Raw genomic sequence first — 15,582 nt, forward strand, 5'->3', positions numbered from 1 at the left:
CATCGGTGCGCCATCTTGCCGATCATGAACCTGACAGCCCTTCTTGGCGGCACGACCGTGCCTGTCCTGTTGATGCTCTCACCGCTCGCAGTGCTGGCGGCGAAGGACTGCACCGACGGGCGTCCGGCGGCAAAGGCAATGCAGGGCAAAGCGTGCAAAGCGCCGCAACTGCCGTTGATGTAGCCAAAGCGCATATTGCGGTGCGGCGCTCCCGCTGCTAATTCGCGCAGCATGATCCAGCCGCCCGAAACAGTCCGCACGCCCAAGTCCCGCGTTTCCTGCGACGGGTCGGGCGATATTCCCGCCGCCCTGGGCCATCCGCGCGTCTTTCTGGAAATTGACGAGCATGGCTATGTCGATTGCGGCTATTGCGACCGGCGCTTCATTTTGATCGGTGGCGCGGCCGATACGCCCGGTGCAGCCAGCGGGCCGGACGTCGCTTCGGGTGCCAGCCTCTAAAAACGCATTTTTTGATTGGGCCTGCGTCATGCCGCTCCTATATCGGGTGGCATGAACGATCTTTCCGCACAATTTACCGACGCCCGTGGCCTGCTCTATCGGCCCGGCCTGCTCGATCCCGATGGCGCGCGCCGCCTGACCGCCGATGCGCTGAAAGGCTGCGACGATGGCGAACTCTATCTGCAATATCGCGCCAGTGAGAGTTTCGGCTTTGACGACGGGCGGCTGAAAACCGCCGATTATTCCACCGATGCGGGCTTTGGCCTGCGCGGCGTGTCGGGCGAAATGACTGGCTTTGCCCATGCCAACGACATCAGCGAAGCGGCGATTCGTAAGGCCGCGCAGACGCTGAGCCTGCTCGACCCGGCGGCTGCGCCGCCCGCTCCCCCGCCCCAGCGCACCAATCGCCACCTCTATACCGACGTCAATCCGCTGGAGATCGTCCCCTTCGCCGAGAAGGTGACGCTGTGCGCCGCGATCGACGCGGCCGCCCGCGCCCGCGACCCGCGCGTCGCACAAGTGTCGGTCGGACTGGCGGGCAGTTGGTCGGTGGTCGAAATCGTCCGCGCCGACGGCTTTACCGCGACGGACATCCGCCCGCTGGTGCGCCTGAACGTCTCGCTCATCCTCGAAGAAAATGGCCGCCGCGAAACTGGCAGCTTCGGCATTGGCGGCCGTTATCTCTATGACGAAGTGATGGACCCGGCCGTTTGGAACCGGGCCATCGACGAAGCGCTGGCGCAGGCGCGCGTCAACCTGTGCTCGGTCGCTGCCCCTGCGGGCGAAATGACCGTCCTGCTTGGTCCCGGCTGGCCCGGCGTGCTGGTGCATGAGGCGATCGGCCACGGGCTGGAAGGCGATTTCAACCGCAAGGGCACCAGCGCCTTTTCCGGCCGCATCGGCCAGCGGGTCGCAGCGCCGGGCGTAACCGTGGTGGACGATGGCGCAATTGCCAATCGTCGCGGATCGCTCTCCATCGATGATGAAGGCACGCCAACGCGCGAAAATATCCTGATCGAGGATGGCATCTTGAAATCCTATATGCAGGACCGGCTCAACGCCCGATTGATGGGCGTCGAACCCACCGGCAATGGCAGGCGGGAAAGCTATGCCCATGGCCCCATGCCACGCATGACCAACACCTTCATCCGGGGCGGAAACGATGACCCCGAAGAATTGCTGTCGCGCATGAAGTCTGGCATCTTCGCCAAGAGCTTTGGCGGTGGGCAGGTCGACATCGTGTCGGGCAAGTTCGTCTTTTCCTGCACCGAGGCCTATAAGGTCGTGAATGGCAAGCTGGGCGATCCGATCAAGGGCGCGACCCTGATCGGCGATGGTCCCACTGCGCTGACCAAGGTGGTCGGCATCGGCAATGACTGGGCGCTGGACGAAGGCGTCGGCATGTGCGGCAAGGGCGGACAAAGCGTTCCGGCGGGTGTCGGCCAGCCGACGCTGTTGATGGAAGGGCTGACTATCGGCGGTACGGCGACCTGAGCCTTTGCCGCTACGGGTTGCGGAACCGCGCGCGCAGTTCGTCCGTATGGGTCATATGAACATGCTGACCGACAGCCATGATGCCGTAACTGCCGACTGGGCCGCCGCCCTGCTCGATTTCTGGTTCAATCAGGTCGGGGAAGCGGGTTGGTACAGCCATGATCCTGCGCTCGACCGCCAATGCAGCGCACGGTTCGAGCCGCTCTGGACGGATAAGCAGCAATTTGGCGCAGAGGCTTTTCTGGACCGGGCAGACGATGCGCTGGCCGCCGTGCTGCTGTTCGACCAGTTGCCCCGCAACATGTTTCGCGGCACCGCTCACGCCTTCGCCACTGATCCGCTGGCCCGCGATATCGCACGCGGGGCCATCGCGCTGGGCTATGACATCCAGATTGGCGGCGCGGGTCGCCTGTTCTTCTACATGCCGTTCATGCACAGCGAGACGATCGCGGACCAGGATATGGCGCTGACGCTGTTCGAGGGCGCGGGCGACGCCCGATCGCTAGATTTCGCGCGCCAGCATCATGCAACCATCGCGCGATTTGGTCGTTTTCCCCACCGTAACATAGCGCTCGGCCGTGACACCTTGCCCCAAGAAGCCGCAGCGGTTGCAGAAGGTGCCGACTGGTAGGACGCGCGCTGCCTCTTTTTTAAGCATCCATGCCGCATTGCCCATTTTTTTGGCGGCGCATCACATGCCGTCGCGCCTAAAGCCCCTGTTAACCCGCGTTTAACAAATTGGCACGCCTCTTGCTAAGTATGCCCCCGCACACCAGTAACAGGGGGCGACATGAAACTTGTCATGGCTATCATCAAGCCGTTCAAGCTTGACGATGTCCGCGAGGCACTCTCCTCGCTCGGCATCGCAGGTATGACGGTCAGCGAAGTTAAGGGCTTTGGCCGCCAAAAAGGGCAGACCGAAATCTACCGGGGCGCCGAATATTCGACGAACATGGTTCCCAAGATCAAGGTCGAGGTTGTCTGCGACGACGACCTTGCGCCGCGTGTCGTGGAAGCGACGCAGGCAGCCGCCAATTCGGGCGCGATCGGCGATGGCAAGATCTTCGTCCTCGATGTCGGTCAGGCCGTGCGTATCCGCACCGGCGAGACCGGCGAAACCGCGCTGTAAGAAGGGGGAAATAATGACCTTTTCCAAGAAACTTTGCGGAGTAGCGGGGGCGATCGGCCTGACCCTGCTCGCCGCGTCACCGGCGCTTGCCGGTCCGATCAAGGCGCCCGACGCCGCTGCCATGGCCGGCATGGTCAACAAGGGCGACGTCGCCTGGATGCTGATCTCCGCCGCGCTCGTGCTGATGATGTCGATCCCCGGCCTTGCCCTCTTCTACGGCGGCCTGGTGCGCAGCAAGAATATGCTTTCGGTGCTGATGCAGGTCTTCATGATCGTGTCGGTTGCGGGCCTGGTTTGGGTCTGCTGGGGCTATTCGATGGCCTTCACCTCCACCAGCACGCCGTTCCCCGCCATTGTCGGCGGCCTGGACAAGGCGTTCCTGATGAACGTGTCCAGCGCGACCTATGGCGCGACGTTCAGCAACAACGTCTATCTGCCCGAACTGGTGTTCGTGGTGTTCCAGATGACCTTCGCCATGATTACGCCTGCCCTCATCGTCGGTGCCTTTGCCGAGCGCGTGAAGTTTTCGGCGCTGATCATGTTCGTGGTCCTGTGGCTCACGATCGTCTATTTCCCGATGGCGCACATGGTATGGTATTGGGCCGGCCCGGACTTCCTGGCTGACGCACCGACCGATGCCGGTCTGCTGTGGGGTTGGGGCGCACTCGACTTCGCTGGCGGCACTGTCGTCCACATCAATGCCGGTATCGCTGGCCTGGTGGGCTGCCTCATGATCGGCAAGCGTATCGGCTTCCCCAAGGAACCCATGCCGCCGCACTCGCTCGTCATGACGATGATCGGTGCCAGCCTGCTGTGGGTCGGCTGGTTCGGCTTCAACGCCGGTTCCAATCTGGAAGCCAATGCCGTCACTGGCGTCGCCTTCATCAACACCATGGTCGCCACTTGTGCCGCCGCCGTCAGCTGGGCGCTGGTCGAACAGTTCCACCATGGCAAGCCTTCGCTGCTGGGCGCTGTCACCGGCGCGGTTGCTGGCCTCGTCGCCATCACGCCTGCCGCTGGCCTTGGCGCACCGATGACCTCGATCCTGCTGGGCTTCGTTGTCTCCCCGATCTGCTACATCTTCGTAGCGTTCGTGAAGGGCAAGCTGGGCTATGACGACAGCCTGGACGTGTTCGGCGTCCATTGCGTGGGCGGCATCGTCGGCGCGATTGCGACCGGCATCGTTGCCGCCCCGTCGCTCGGCGGTCAGGGCGTGTTCGACTACACCGTGTTCCCCGCAGGCTTCGACGCCGACAGCTACTCGATCAGCACGCAGGTCGTGACCCAGATCAAGGCCGTTCTCTTCACGCTGGTCTACTCCGGTGTGCTGAGTGCGCTGATCTACTTCGTGATCGACAAGACCATCGGTCTGCGTCCGAACGCGGAAGACGAGCAGCAGGGTCTGGATCTCTCCAGCCACGGCGAGCGCGCCTACAATATGTAAGATTGGCAGGGCGGGCCGCCCGAAAGGGACATGGCCCGCCCGCCCCACCTTGTTCCTCCTGCGAACATGCCTTGGGCCGGTGCGAAAGCATCGGCCCTCTTTTTTGGCAATGATGACAGGATCAGTCAGCCGCCCCGGCCAGGCCCAATTCGGATCGGCCAAAGCCGCCGGTCAGCCCGTCGTCCGCGTCCACAGCACCGAAGCACGCGGCGCATCGGCGGGCCAGCGTCGCGCGCGCCCGATCACCTGGCTTCCCGCCCGCGCCACCCATAACAGCTTGTCGCGTTTGGGCGTTATCACGCGATGGTCCCAGGCCGCTTCGCCCCGGCGCGCCACTTCGCGGGCGATGTCGCCATAGATGCCCGCTGCCGCCAGCACCGCCCAGGCCGCACGCGGCGGCAACGCGCCGGTGCCGTGGCGCGCGCTCTGCTCATAGGCAGCAGCCATATCCGCCAGTCGCTGACCCAGTTGCGCCAGAAGTGGGCGCACCCATGGCTTCATATGTTCGCCGGGCGGAATATCCATCTCGGCCAGCCACTCCTGCGGCAGGTAGCAGCGATCCGCTGCCTCATCCTCGCTGATGTCGCGGGCGATATTGGCCAGCTGGAACGCCAGCCCCAGGTCGCAGGCCCGGTCCAGCGTGGCTTCGTCGCGCGGATCGACCCCCATCAGCACCGCCATCATGCAGCCGACCGCGCCCGCAACATGATAGCAGTAACGCAGCATGTCGTCTTGGCTGCGCGGCCGCCAATCGCGCGCGTCCAGCGCAAACCCTTCGATCAGGTCATGGGCATAGCGGGCGGGAATGGCACATTCGCGGATCACCACGCCCAAGCCGTCAAAGGCGGGATCGCCGGTCGGCTCCCCGCGCAACGCCGCATCGGTCAGCACACGGATGGTCGACAGCCGCGCCTGTCCGTCCTGCACGCCGGTCAGCGTGCCGCCATGGTCCTGCCCATCGGCAATGTCGTCGCATTTGCGGCACCATGCGTAGAGCAGCCACGCCCGTTCGCGCGTTTGCGGATCGAACAGGGTGGACGCCATCGCAAAGGATTTCGACCCGCGCGCTATACTCTGCCGCGCATGGGCGACGAGGGCAGGACGGTCGAGGGGGAGAGGATCGGTCATCGGTTCGCCATGCCCTCCCCCGGCCCCTCCCGCAAGCGGGAGGGGTAGAAGATCAAAGTCGGTCGGCCTTCATCGCAAAGATCGTTTCGTGCGGCTGATAAACGGCCATGTCGTCGACCAGCGCCTCGATGCTGTCGGCATGGATCAATATGCCAGCATGTTGCGCCCGAATGAACCCCGACTCCACCATCTGCCGGTTGAAGCCGATCAGCTGGTCATAGAAGCCCGCGACGTTCAGCAGCCCTACCGGCTTTTGATGATAGCCCAGCTGCGCCCAGCTGATCGCTTCCCACAATTCGTCCATCGTCCCGACGCCGCCGGGCAGAGTGACGAAACCGTCGGACAGGTCCGTGAACATCTGCTTGCGCTGGTGCATGGTCTGAACGACGTGCAGCTGCGTGCAACCACGATGCGCCACTTCCGCGCCAACAAGTGCGTCAGGGATCACGCCGATCACCTCGCCGCCCGCATCCAGCGCCGCGTCCGCCACCGCGCCCATCAGGCCGAGCCGTCCCCCGCCATAAACAACGCCGATGCCGCGTTCCGCCAGCGTGCGGCCGACATGCCGCGCCGCGTCCACATAGGTCAGGTCCGCCGGGGTCGCCGAACCACAATATACCGCCAGTCTCTTCATCATATCCTGCCCAGATCGTCCACCATCAGCGCCGCCGTCGCCTTCGCGCTGCCCACCACGCCGGGGATGCCCGCGCCGGGGTGCGCGCCTGCCCCTACCAGATAGAGGTTGGGGATGACATCGTCGCGATTATGCGCGCGGAACCAGGCGCTTTGGGTCAGCAGCGGCTCCAGGCTGAAGGCGCTGCCCATATGCGCGTTGAGATCGCGGCCGAAATCGGACGGCGCATAATGGAATTGCGTCACGATGCGCGACCGGATGTCAGGGATCAGCCGATGCTGAATCTCATCCAATATCCGTTCGGCATAGGCCGGGCCGAACTGGTCCCAGTCGATCGGCAGCTTGCCCATGTGCGGCACCGGGGCGAGCGCATAGAAGGTCGAATGGCCTTCGGGCGCCATCGACGGATCGGTCACGGTCGGGTGATGCAGATAGAGCGAGAAATCCTCCGGCAGCACGCCATGATCGTAAATGTCGGTCAGCAGTCCTTCGTAACGCGGCCCGAACAGGATCATATGGTGCGGGATGCCCGGCCAGCTGCCTTTGATACCGAAATGCAGCACGAACAGGCTGGGCGACCAGCGCTTGTTGGCCAGCTTCTCGCCCTGCTTTTGCCCACGCGGATGCTGGCCGAGCAAATCGCGATAGCTGTGCATCAGGTCGGCATTGCTGGCAACGGCGTCCGCCTCCCCGCGCCATCCCGACGCGGTGTGGACGGCGGTGACCCGGTCGCCATGGGTTTCGATGCGCGTGACCGCATCGCCCAGCCGCAACGTGCCGCCGATCCGCTCGAAATGGGTGGCCATCCCCTCGACCAGCTTGTTGGTGCCGCCCTTGGCGAACCATACGCCGCCATCCTTTTCCAGCTTGTGGATCAGGGCATAGATGGCACTGGTCTTCATCGGATTGCCGCCCACCAGCAGAGTGTGGAACGACAGCGCCTCGCGCAGCTTCTCGCTTTTGACGTAGGAGGACACGATCGAATAGACCGACCGCCAGGCCTGATATTTGGCGAGCGCCGGAGCCGCCTTTATCATCGAGGCGAAGTCGAGGAAGGCGACTGCACCCAGTTTCCGATACCCTTCTTCGAACACGCCGGCGGCATAGTCGCAGAAGCGGTCGTAACCCGCGACATCGCCTGGATCGAGCTTGGCGATTTCGGCGCGCAGGGCGACTTCGTCGTTGCTGTAATCGAAATTGGTGCCGTCGCGCCAGTTGAGGCGATAGAAGGGACTGACCGGCATCAACGTGACGTCCTGCGCCATGTCATGCCCGGTCAGCCGCCACAGTTCGGACAGGCAATCGGGGTCGGTGATGACCGTCGGTCCGGCGTCGAACGTGAAGCCGTCCTTCTGCCACATATAGGCGCGCCCGCCGGGGCGATCGCGCGCCTCGACCAGCGTGGTGTCGATTCCGGCCGATTGCAGGCGGATGGCCAGCGCCAGGCCACCAAAGCCCGCGCCGATGACGATCGCTGTCCTGTTCATCGAGCGGGCGGCTTCAACAATGTTCGCATGGCATCCCTTATGGGCACGGGGGGGCGTCCGCACAAGATGCGGATGCGGTCGGTCAGGGTGGAGCGTCCAGCGTAGAAACGCTGGATCAGCGGGGCTTTAAGGCGATAGAAGCGCGCGAAGATGCGCCAGCGCCGGTCGGGCGCGGCGGCCCCGAACAGCATCTTGCCGAGCAGCCGGTAATAGCCGCCCCGCCGCCAGTGGCGCGCGGCATAGGCGCGGGTCGCGGCGGGCAGCGTGTCGAGCGGCTGGTCGACCAGCCAGCGTGCGAATCGCACCGCGTCGGGCAGCGAATATCCGGTCATCGGCTGAAAAAGCCCCGCCCGCACCCCGGCCCGCGCTACAGGATCGGCAGCGGGCCAGTAATGGTCGAAATCGCCGCCATGGACCACCGGCAGCACGCCCTGTTCGCGGTGGACGACCTGCGCGCCCTGCCACCCCTGCGCCCGCGCATAGGCCGCGATCCGCGCGTCGATGGCCGACACGTTCAGGTCGGGCGTATCGCTATAATAAGTGTCCTCGACAAAGATGGTGCGATCACCCCAGGGCAGCAGATAGACGAAGCGATAGCCGTCGATCTGGTCCACGGTCGCGTCCATGATGACCGGACGGTCGACCCCGTGCGGCGCATCGAGCGTCACGGCGTGGCCGACGAATTTCTGCCACCCGCAATGCAGCGCCGACAGGTCGCCCGCCCCCCGCGCGTCGATAACCGCCCGCGCCTGTATCGTTCGCCCGTCAGCCAGCGTCACGCCGGTCGGCGACAGGCTGACCACATCGGCATCGGTCAGCACGGCGTCCCCTAAAGCGACAGCGACATGGACAGCCAGACGCGATGACGTCACGCTGTTATAGGGCGTGTCCAGCCGCCGCCTTTGCCCCGGAAAGCGCACCTCATGCCCCTGACCCCAGCGGTGGGTGACGAGCGGATCGACCAGCCAGCGGTCGTCCGGCGCAACGTCGCCATCGAAGAAGGACCAGATGTGATTGCCGCCGATCGCGCCGTCCCGCTCGATCAGCAAGACCCGCATTTCCGGGCGCCGCGCGGCAAAGGCGAGCGCGATCAGGCTGCCCGCCAGGCCGCCACCCACTATTGCCAGATCGCAGTCCATAGGGTTCGTCATCACGCCCCTGTTAGGGCAGAGCGCCCGCGATGGCCATGCAGGACGTGCAGCCAGGACATGGCTTTTGGGGCATCACATCTTGCCCAGTTTCCGAATATAGGATAGGGGGGTATCCTATGCACATTATTGCCGATCGGGAAAAGTTGCTGGCGCGCGTGCGCCGGATCGCGGGGCAGGTCGCTGCCGTCGATCGCCAGTTGGCGGGCGATGCGGGTTGCTCCGAAACGCTGCAACTGGTCGCATCGGTGCGCGGCGCGGTCGGCAGCCTGATGGAGGAACTGATCGAGCAGCATATGCGCGAACATGTCGCCCGCCCCGGACTGACCGATGCGGAGCGCGCCGCCGCGACCGAAGAAATGCTGGCGCTGATCCGCCGCTACGGGAAATGACGATGCACGACGATCATGATCATGGCTGTGGGCATGACCACACTCCTGCGCCGACCAGCATGGAGGGCGAGGACAGCCATTATTTCGACCATATCTATCTGTCCGCCGGGCATGATCAGAATGCCAAGCGCACGCTGTGGGTCGTTTGGCTGACGGCGGCGACGATGGTGGTGGAAATCGTGGCGGGCTGGACCACCGGGTCGATGGCGCTGCTGGCCGATGGATTTCACATGGCGACTCATGCCGGTGCGCTGGCGGTGGCGGCGGCGGCATATAGCTATGCCCGGCGTCATGCCCGCAACCCGCGCTATACGTTCGGCACCGGCAAGGTCGGCGACCTGTCGGGTTTCGCCTCTGCGCTGCTGCTGGGGGTGATGGCGCTGTTCATTGCGATCGAATCGGGGATGCGCTTTTTCCAGCCGGTCCAGGTCGCGTTCGGCGAAGCGACGCTGGTGGCGATAGTGGGCCTTGTCATCAATATCGTCAGCGCGCTGCTGCTGGGTCACGACCATAGCCACGATCACGGGCATGGCGATCATGACCACGGTCACGCCGACAATAATCTGCGCGCCGCCTATGTTCATGTGCTGACCGACGCGCTGACGTCGGTGCTGGCGATCGCGGCGTTGCTGGCCGGGCGGTATCTCGGCTGGTGGTGGATGGACCCTATGGTGGGGATATTGGGCGCGGTCGTCATTGCCCGCTGGGCCTGGGGATTGATGCAGGATACCGCTGCCATCCTGCTCGACACCGCAGAACCTGCGCTGATGACCAGGGTTCGCGCCGTGGTGGAGGCGCAGGGCGCGACCATCCACGACCTTCACGTCTGGCGCATCGGTCCCCACGCCCATGCCGCGATCGTTAGCCTGAACGCAGGCGCAGACGTGGCGCAGGTGCGCGCGAAAGTGCGCGCCCTGCCCCGGATGGAGCATGTGACGGTCGAGGGATGATCGCCGACGCGGCCAAATCCCCTCTACTCTTTCCGATTTTCCAAGCGCAGCACCATTGCGCATCGCCTCCGCTTTGGTCGATGATGCGCCATGGATTTCATGAAATGGATCAACTCGCTCGACGAGCTTCTGTACGAAGTCATGAGTTGGCTGCTATTCTTCCCGCTGACGCTATGGCGTTGCGTCAGGTATCCATTCGCCATGATGGACTATGCCGACGAACAGCTCGCGCGGCCTGAAAACGAACAATTTGCCGCAGCGCTCAGCCCGCCGCTGTTCCTGGCCATCGCCCTGCTGATCGCCCATGCTTTTTCCATGGCGCTGGGGCAGATCGACCGGATCGTCGCCAACCGGCACGGGCTGGCGGGGCTGGTGGACGACGAAGCCAGCGCCCTCATTCTACGGCTGGTGGTCTTTGCGTCCTTTGCACTGTTCGCGGCCACCCGGATGGTGCGCAAAAGCGGTCTGGCGATAGATCGCACATCGCTCCGCGCGCCTTTCTACGCCCAATGCTATCCCACGGCGATCTTCGCGCTGGGGCTTGGCCTGGGCGTCAGCCTGGCCAACGTCGCCTATCCTGCCGCCGCTGTCGCCAGCCCGATTCTCATCGGCGCCAGCACCCTCAACTATGTCATCGTGGAGACACGCTGGTTCGCCATGAAGCTGGAAACCGGCTATCTTCCGGCGCTCGGCGCGGTGTTGCTGACCCTTGTCGAAGGATTTACCCTGCTTCTTATCGTCGGATTTCTCTTCACGCGATAGACCTGCCGTCCACCCCCAGCCCATTCGAGGAAATGCCCATGCGTATAATGTCGATGACTGTGGCCATGCTCGCGCTATCGTCCGCCAGCGCGATGGCGCAAACGCCGCCGGATGTGAGCGATCTGATCGGCGCAAGGGCAGCGGGTGGCGAAACCCAGCTGGAAGCGCGGGGCTATCGCTTCGTCACGCCCAATGTGGTGCGGGACAGCAAATGGTCCTTCTGGTGGAGCGACCGGCAGCGGCAATGTATTTCCGTGACCACGACCGATGGCCGCTATGCGGCGATCGGCGCCATCCCGGCGGCCAATTGCAATGCGGCTGTCCCGCAGGCACCGGCCCGCCCCTCCGCGCAGCGTGACGCCATTTCACTGGTCTGCATCGGTTCGGGCAGCGGCCCTGCGGCGCAGAGCAATTCGGGCTATCGCTACAATTCCAAATCGCGCAAGTTCGAGCCGGAATTCGGCACCACGCTGGGCCGCGAAGGCTTTTCGTCCGATCTGGAAATCGACATTTCCGGCGGGGTCGGCCGCATCCACCCCTCCGGCAAGCTGGTGTCACCGATCCATTCGGGCGGATCGGACGGATGGTGGCCAATAGCGGACCTGATGATGACGCCGGACCGGATCAGCGGCAGTTACCGCATGAACGGGATGAACAAACCCCGGTTCGATTATAACCGCCGCACCCGCATCATCCGCGTCCGCGCAGCGACCGAATTTACCGGGCGTTGCGAGGAGCAGTAGGCTCACTCCCCCTTGAGCGCGTCCATGATCTGGCGCACCGGCGTGATGTCATAGCCTGCCGCTGCGGCCTGCGCCGCCAGCACGTCGGCATTGTCGCCCGCCCGCGCGCGGGTCAGCGCCCATAGCAGCGTGCTGCGCGTGCCGGACCGGCAATAGGCCAGTATCTTGCCTGCCCCTGCCTGATCCAGCGCGCCGGCCATGCCATCGAGTTGCCAAGGCGCAAAGCCGCCATGTCCCACTGGCACCGCGACATAGGCGATGCCCGCCGCCTTGGCCGCCGCCTCTATCTCCGCGCCATTGACCTGCCCCGGTTCCTCGTCATCGGGGCGGTTGTTGACGATGATCGTCACCCCATCCGCCTTGGCCTGCGCCACCTGATCCAGCGTGATCTGGGGCGAAACGAGGATGCGGTCGGTCAGCTTGCGGAACATGGAATGCGTCTCCTTTGCCCTTCCCATGCGCCGGGAAGGCGATGGTTTCAAGTTTATCGCGTCACAGAAACGGCCGGATCGCCGCCAGGAAAGCGTCGCCCCAGGCGTCCAGCTTCTTCTGCCCCACGCCGCTGATCGTCCCCATGGCGCGAATGCTGGTCGGGCGCTGGTCGGCCATTTCGCGCAGGGTGGAATCATGGAAGATGACATAGGGCGGCACGCCTGCTTCCTGCGCCAGTTCGCGGCGACAGGCCCGCAGCGCGTCGAACAGCGGATCGCCGACCGGGTTGGCATCCGCCCCGTTGCGGGCATTGCGGGACCGGCGCTCGCGCTTGGGCGGCACCAGGATGCGCACTTCCTCTTCCCCGCGCAGGATCGGCCGGGCGTTGGGGCCGAGCATCAGCCCGCCATGCTCGGTCGTTTCCAGCGCGTCGCGCACCAGCAGCGCACGCGACACCGGGCGCAGCAGCGCGGTTTCGTCCCCAGAAACGATGCCATAGACCGAAATCTTGTCATGGCCGCGCTCGCGCAATTTGTCAGTGACGCCGCCGGTCAGCACCGCTTCGATATGGCCGGACCCGAAGCTCTGGCCGGTGCGATAGACGGCGGACAGATATTTGCGCGCGGTTTCGGTCGCATCGACGCTGGCCGGAGGCGAGAGGCAATTGTCGCAATTGCCGCAGGTGGCAGGGGGCGATTCGCCGAAATGACGCAGCAATATCGCCCGGCGGCACGTCGCGGTTTCCACCAGCGCGCCCAGCGCCGCGATGCGGGTGCGCTCACCCTGCTGGCGGCTCTGGTCCAGTTCCATGATCCGCTGGCGCGCGCGGGCGAAATCCTCCGCGCCCCAGAACAGATGCGCGACCGCCGGTTCGCCATCGCGGCCCGCACGGCCCGATTCCTGATAATAGCCCTCGATCGACTTGGGCAGGCCTGCGTGCGCCACGAAGCGCACGTCGGGCTTGTCGATGCCCATGCCGAACGCGACGGTGGCGACCATCACCATATCTTCGCTGGCGATGAAGGCGGACTGGTTGCGGGCGCGCACTGCGGGGTTGAGGCCCGCATGATAGGCACGCACGGCGCGGCCGCCCTTGCCCAATGTTTCGGCCAGCTTCTCCGTCGCGGCGCGGGTTTGGGCATAGACGATGCCGGGACCAGGATTGGCCGCCACCAGATCGGCCAGTTGCCGCGTCAGCCCGTCGCGCGGGTGGACCGCGTAGCGGATATTGGGCCGGTCGAAGCCGGAGATGATGAGGCCATCGCGCGGGATGCCCAGTTGAACGAGAATATCCTCGCGCGTGTGCGCATCCGCCGTGGCGGTCAGGGCCAGGCGCGGAACATCGGGAAATTCGTCCAGCAGCGGGCGTAAAAGTCGGTAATCGGGGCGGAAATCATGCCCCCATTCGGACACGCAATGGGCTTCATCGATCGCGAACAGCGCAACCTTGGCGGACCGGAGCAGGCTTCGAAACCCCTCCTGACTGGCGCGTTCGGGTGCAACGTAAAGCAGGTCGAGATCGCCATTGCGCAGGCGATCCTGCGTCTCGCGCCAGTCGGCGTCCACGCTGGTCAGGCTGGCGGCGCGCAGGCCCACGGCGTTGGCGGCGCGCAACTGGTCGTGCATCAGCGCGATCAGTGGCGAGACGACCACGCAGCAGCCGTCGAACGCGGCGGAGGGCAATTGATAGCAGAGCGACTTGCCCGCGCCGGTCGGCATGATCGCCAACGTCGGTTGACCCGCCATGACGCGACCCACCACCTGTTCCTGCACCCCGCGAAAGGCGGTGAAACCGAATATGTCGTGGAGGAGCGTGGGAATGTCGGGCCGCATCAGCGGCGCTGTAGCGACTGGTGCGGGCAAGGGCTAGTGCGCGCTACTGCGCCGGGTCGAGCAGGCATCCCCAGCCGGGCCGGTAGCGCGCCGTGCGTGTCGCCATCAACGGCACGCTGGCATCCACCGCCCGGTCTTCGGGCCGGTCGGTCAGCGACACGATTCCCATGCCCGGTTCCTTGTCATCCTGACAACTGCCCATCGCCCGGCCTTCGACATAGCGGCACGAACAGGTCACGCGCGCGCCGAATGCCGCGCCCAGTTGCGCCCGGTCGCGCAGGGCGCTCCAATGCCAGACCAGCAGCCCCAGCAGCAGCATGGCAATGGCGCAGGCCAGATAAATGATCGTCCGGCGGCGCGACATATTCCCGACTCGCTTGTGCATAGGCTAAGGGCGGGCTGTATGAAGATGGATCGCAAAAGCGTAAAGCGCCTTGGCATGGCGCTGGGCATGGCCATAACGGTCGCCGGGGCGGCGGCGTGGGCAGGCGATGCCGCCGATCCCGCGCCGGTTTATACCGTCGCCAGCGACGCGGTGGTGGACGAAGCGGCCTTGCGCGGTGCGATCGACCCGTTGTTCGAGGATGGCGACATGGGGGAGACCCGCGCGCTGCTGGTCATGCGCGACGGGGATATTATCGCGGAACGCTATGCCCCCGGCTTTGGTCCCGATACCAAGCTGATGTCCTGGTCGATCGCCAAGAGCGTGACGGCGGTTCTGGTCGGCCTGATGGTCGCGGACGGGCGGCTGGCGATCGACGCGCCGGTGCCGGTCGCGGCATGGAACCAGCCGGGCGATCCGCGCGGGCGCATCACGCTGCGGCAATTGCTTCAGATGACGTCGGGGCTGGACCATGTCGAGGATGGCGAACCGCAGCCGAGTGGCGACACGGTGCGGATGCTGTTCACCGACGGGGCGCAGGACATGCGCGCCTTTGCCGAAGCCAAGCCGCTGGCCAATACGCCCGGTCGCGCCTTTTCCTACAGTTCGGGCAGCAGCATCATCCTGTCCGACCTGATGACGCGGATGCTGACGGCCAGCGCCGATCCCGACGTGCGGCGGCGCGCGATGCAGGCGTTCATCGACGGACGGTTGAAGGCGCCGGGCAAGCTGCCCAGCCTGACGCCGGAATATGACGCCAACGGCACGATGATCGGCGGCAGCTTCCTGCACATGACCGCGCGCGATTATGGCCGCTTTGGCGAATTGCTGCGACGGCAGGGACGCGGGCCGGGCGGGCATCAGATATTGCCCGAAAAATGGGTCGATTTCATGCGCACGCCGTCGCACCGCAACCCTGCCTATGGCGCGCATCTCTGGCTCAACCGCGCGAGCGATGAAAGCGCGCTGATGCCCGGCGAAGCGCCCGAAAGCCTGTTCGGCTGCGTCGGGCATAATGGCCAATATATACTGGTTTCGCCTTCGCAGCGATTGACCGTGGTGCGGATCGGCATGTCGCCCGACAAGGACCAGCGCACCGCCGTCAAGACCGCGCTGGCCCGGTTGATCGGCATGTTTCCGGGTTAGGAGTCTGTTTCGCAATGCG

The 15,582-nt window shown here is 64.8% G+C and carries 18 protein-coding genes; 11 read left to right on the forward strand and 7 right to left on the reverse strand.

What is annotated here, in order from left to right; genetic code table 11:
* Window positions 1-24: 24 nt before the first annotated feature.
* The 6 genes from SPBM01_RS10745 to SPBM01_RS10770 all read left to right on the forward strand — a co-directional run bounded on the left by SPBM01_RS10745 (window position 25) and on the right by SPBM01_RS10770 (window position 4,526).
* Window positions 25-183 (forward strand): hypothetical protein, encoded by a 159-nt coding sequence (locus SPBM01_RS10745; protein ID WP_188065472.1) that lies wholly within the window; start codon window positions 25-27, stop codon window positions 181-183.
* A gap of 48 nt (window positions 184-231) precedes the next feature.
* Window positions 232-459 (forward strand): zinc-finger domain-containing protein, encoded by a 228-nt coding sequence (locus tag SPBM01_RS10750; RefSeq protein WP_188065473.1) that lies wholly within the window; start codon window positions 232-234, stop codon window positions 457-459.
* A 51-nt stretch (window positions 460-510) separates the two neighbouring features.
* The gene (gene tldD / locus SPBM01_RS10755) at window positions 511-1,953 is read left to right on the forward strand and encodes a metalloprotease TldD (protein ID WP_188065474.1); all 1,443 of its coding nucleotides are present in this window, start codon (window positions 511-513) and stop codon (window positions 1,951-1,953) included.
* Between the two features lie 55 nt (window positions 1,954-2,008).
* Window positions 2,009-2,584, forward strand: coding sequence for a DUF924 family protein (locus SPBM01_RS10760; protein ID WP_188065475.1), 576 nt, complete (start codon window positions 2,009-2,011; stop codon window positions 2,582-2,584).
* Window positions 2,585-2,743: 159 nt separating this feature from the next.
* Window positions 2,744-3,082: a P-II family nitrogen regulator gene (locus SPBM01_RS10765; RefSeq protein ID WP_037476545.1), complete on the forward strand. Its 339-nt coding sequence runs from the start codon at window positions 2,744-2,746 to the stop codon at window positions 3,080-3,082.
* A gap of 13 nt (window positions 3,083-3,095) precedes the next feature.
* Window positions 3,096-4,526 (forward strand): ammonium transporter, encoded by a 1,431-nt coding sequence (locus SPBM01_RS10770; protein ID WP_188065476.1) that lies wholly within the window; start codon window positions 3,096-3,098, stop codon window positions 4,524-4,526.
* Window positions 4,527-4,697: 171 nt separating this feature from the next.
* On the opposite strand, the gene SPBM01_RS10775 is transcribed toward SPBM01_RS10770, so the two are convergent.
* From SPBM01_RS10775 to crtY, 4 genes are all read right to left on the reverse strand, one after another.
* On the reverse strand, window positions 4,698-5,570 hold the full coding sequence (locus SPBM01_RS10775) for a phytoene/squalene synthase family protein (RefSeq protein WP_262504425.1): 873 nt from the start codon (window positions 5,568-5,570) through the stop codon (window positions 4,698-4,700).
* A 136-nt stretch (window positions 5,571-5,706) separates the two neighbouring features.
* Complete coding sequence (locus SPBM01_RS10780; protein WP_188065667.1) at window positions 5,707-6,288, reverse strand: TIGR00730 family Rossman fold protein; 582 nt, start codon at window positions 6,286-6,288, stop codon at window positions 5,707-5,709.
* Entirely contained in the window at window positions 6,288-7,775 is a 1,488-nt protein-coding gene (locus tag SPBM01_RS10785) for a phytoene desaturase (protein ID WP_188065478.1), read from the reverse strand. Before SPBM01_RS10785 ends, SPBM01_RS10780 begins: the two co-directional genes overlap by 1 nt.
* Window positions 7,772-8,926 carry a lycopene beta-cyclase CrtY gene (gene crtY, locus SPBM01_RS10790; RefSeq protein WP_188065479.1) on the reverse strand — a complete coding sequence of 385 codons (1,155 nt, stop codon included), beginning with the start codon at window positions 8,924-8,926 and terminating at the stop codon, window positions 7,772-7,774. Before crtY ends, SPBM01_RS10785 begins: the two co-directional genes overlap by 4 nt.
* A 116-nt stretch (window positions 8,927-9,042) precedes the next feature.
* On the opposite strand from crtY, the gene SPBM01_RS10795 reads away from it, so the two are divergent.
* The 4 genes from SPBM01_RS10795 (at window position 9,043) to SPBM01_RS10810 (ending at window position 11,770) form a co-directional block, all read left to right on the forward strand.
* Window positions 9,043-9,315 (forward strand): metal/formaldehyde-sensitive transcriptional repressor, encoded by a 273-nt coding sequence (locus SPBM01_RS10795; RefSeq protein ID WP_188061837.1) that lies wholly within the window; start codon window positions 9,043-9,045, stop codon window positions 9,313-9,315.
* A complete protein-coding gene (gene dmeF / locus SPBM01_RS10800) occupies window positions 9,312-10,265 on the forward strand; it encodes a CDF family Co(II)/Ni(II) efflux transporter DmeF (protein ID WP_188061838.1) in 954 nt (317 codons plus the stop codon). The genes SPBM01_RS10795 and dmeF overlap by 4 nt, the downstream gene beginning before the upstream one ends.
* Window positions 10,266-10,364: 99 nt before the next feature.
* On the forward strand, window positions 10,365-11,027 hold the full coding sequence (locus SPBM01_RS10805) for a hypothetical protein (RefSeq protein ID WP_188061839.1): 663 nt from the start codon (window positions 10,365-10,367) through the stop codon (window positions 11,025-11,027).
* A gap of 38 nt (window positions 11,028-11,065) precedes the next feature.
* Entirely contained in the window at window positions 11,066-11,770 is a 705-nt protein-coding gene (locus tag SPBM01_RS10810) for a hypothetical protein (protein ID WP_262504130.1), read from the forward strand.
* A gap of 2 nt (window positions 11,771-11,772) precedes the next feature.
* Here the strand turns inward: SPBM01_RS10810 and SPBM01_RS10815 are convergent, their stop codons facing one another.
* From SPBM01_RS10815 to SPBM01_RS10825, 3 genes are all read right to left on the reverse strand, one after another.
* The gene (locus tag SPBM01_RS10815; protein ID WP_188061840.1) at window positions 11,773-12,201 is read right to left on the reverse strand and encodes a TIGR01244 family sulfur transferase; all 429 of its coding nucleotides are present in this window, start codon (window positions 12,199-12,201) and stop codon (window positions 11,773-11,775) included.
* A gap of 61 nt (window positions 12,202-12,262) precedes the next feature.
* Entirely contained in the window at window positions 12,263-14,035 is a 1,773-nt protein-coding gene (recQ, locus tag SPBM01_RS10820; protein WP_188061841.1) for a DNA helicase RecQ, read from the reverse strand.
* 43 nt (window positions 14,036-14,078) lie between these two features.
* Window positions 14,079-14,399 (reverse strand): hypothetical protein, encoded by a 321-nt coding sequence (locus SPBM01_RS10825; protein ID WP_188061842.1) that lies wholly within the window; start codon window positions 14,397-14,399, stop codon window positions 14,079-14,081.
* Window positions 14,400-14,438: 39 nt separating this feature from the next.
* On the opposite strand from SPBM01_RS10825, the gene SPBM01_RS10830 reads away from it, so the two are divergent.
* Window positions 14,439-15,563 carry a serine hydrolase domain-containing protein gene (locus SPBM01_RS10830; protein WP_188061843.1) on the forward strand — a complete coding sequence of 375 codons (1,125 nt, stop codon included), beginning with the start codon at window positions 14,439-14,441 and terminating at the stop codon, window positions 15,561-15,563.
* Window positions 15,564-15,582: the final 19 nt, after the last annotated feature.

The sequence above is a fragment of the Sphingobium sp. KCTC 72723 genome (assembly GCF_014280435.1).
Classification (GTDB): Bacteria; Pseudomonadota; Alphaproteobacteria; order Sphingomonadales; family Sphingomonadaceae; genus Sphingobium.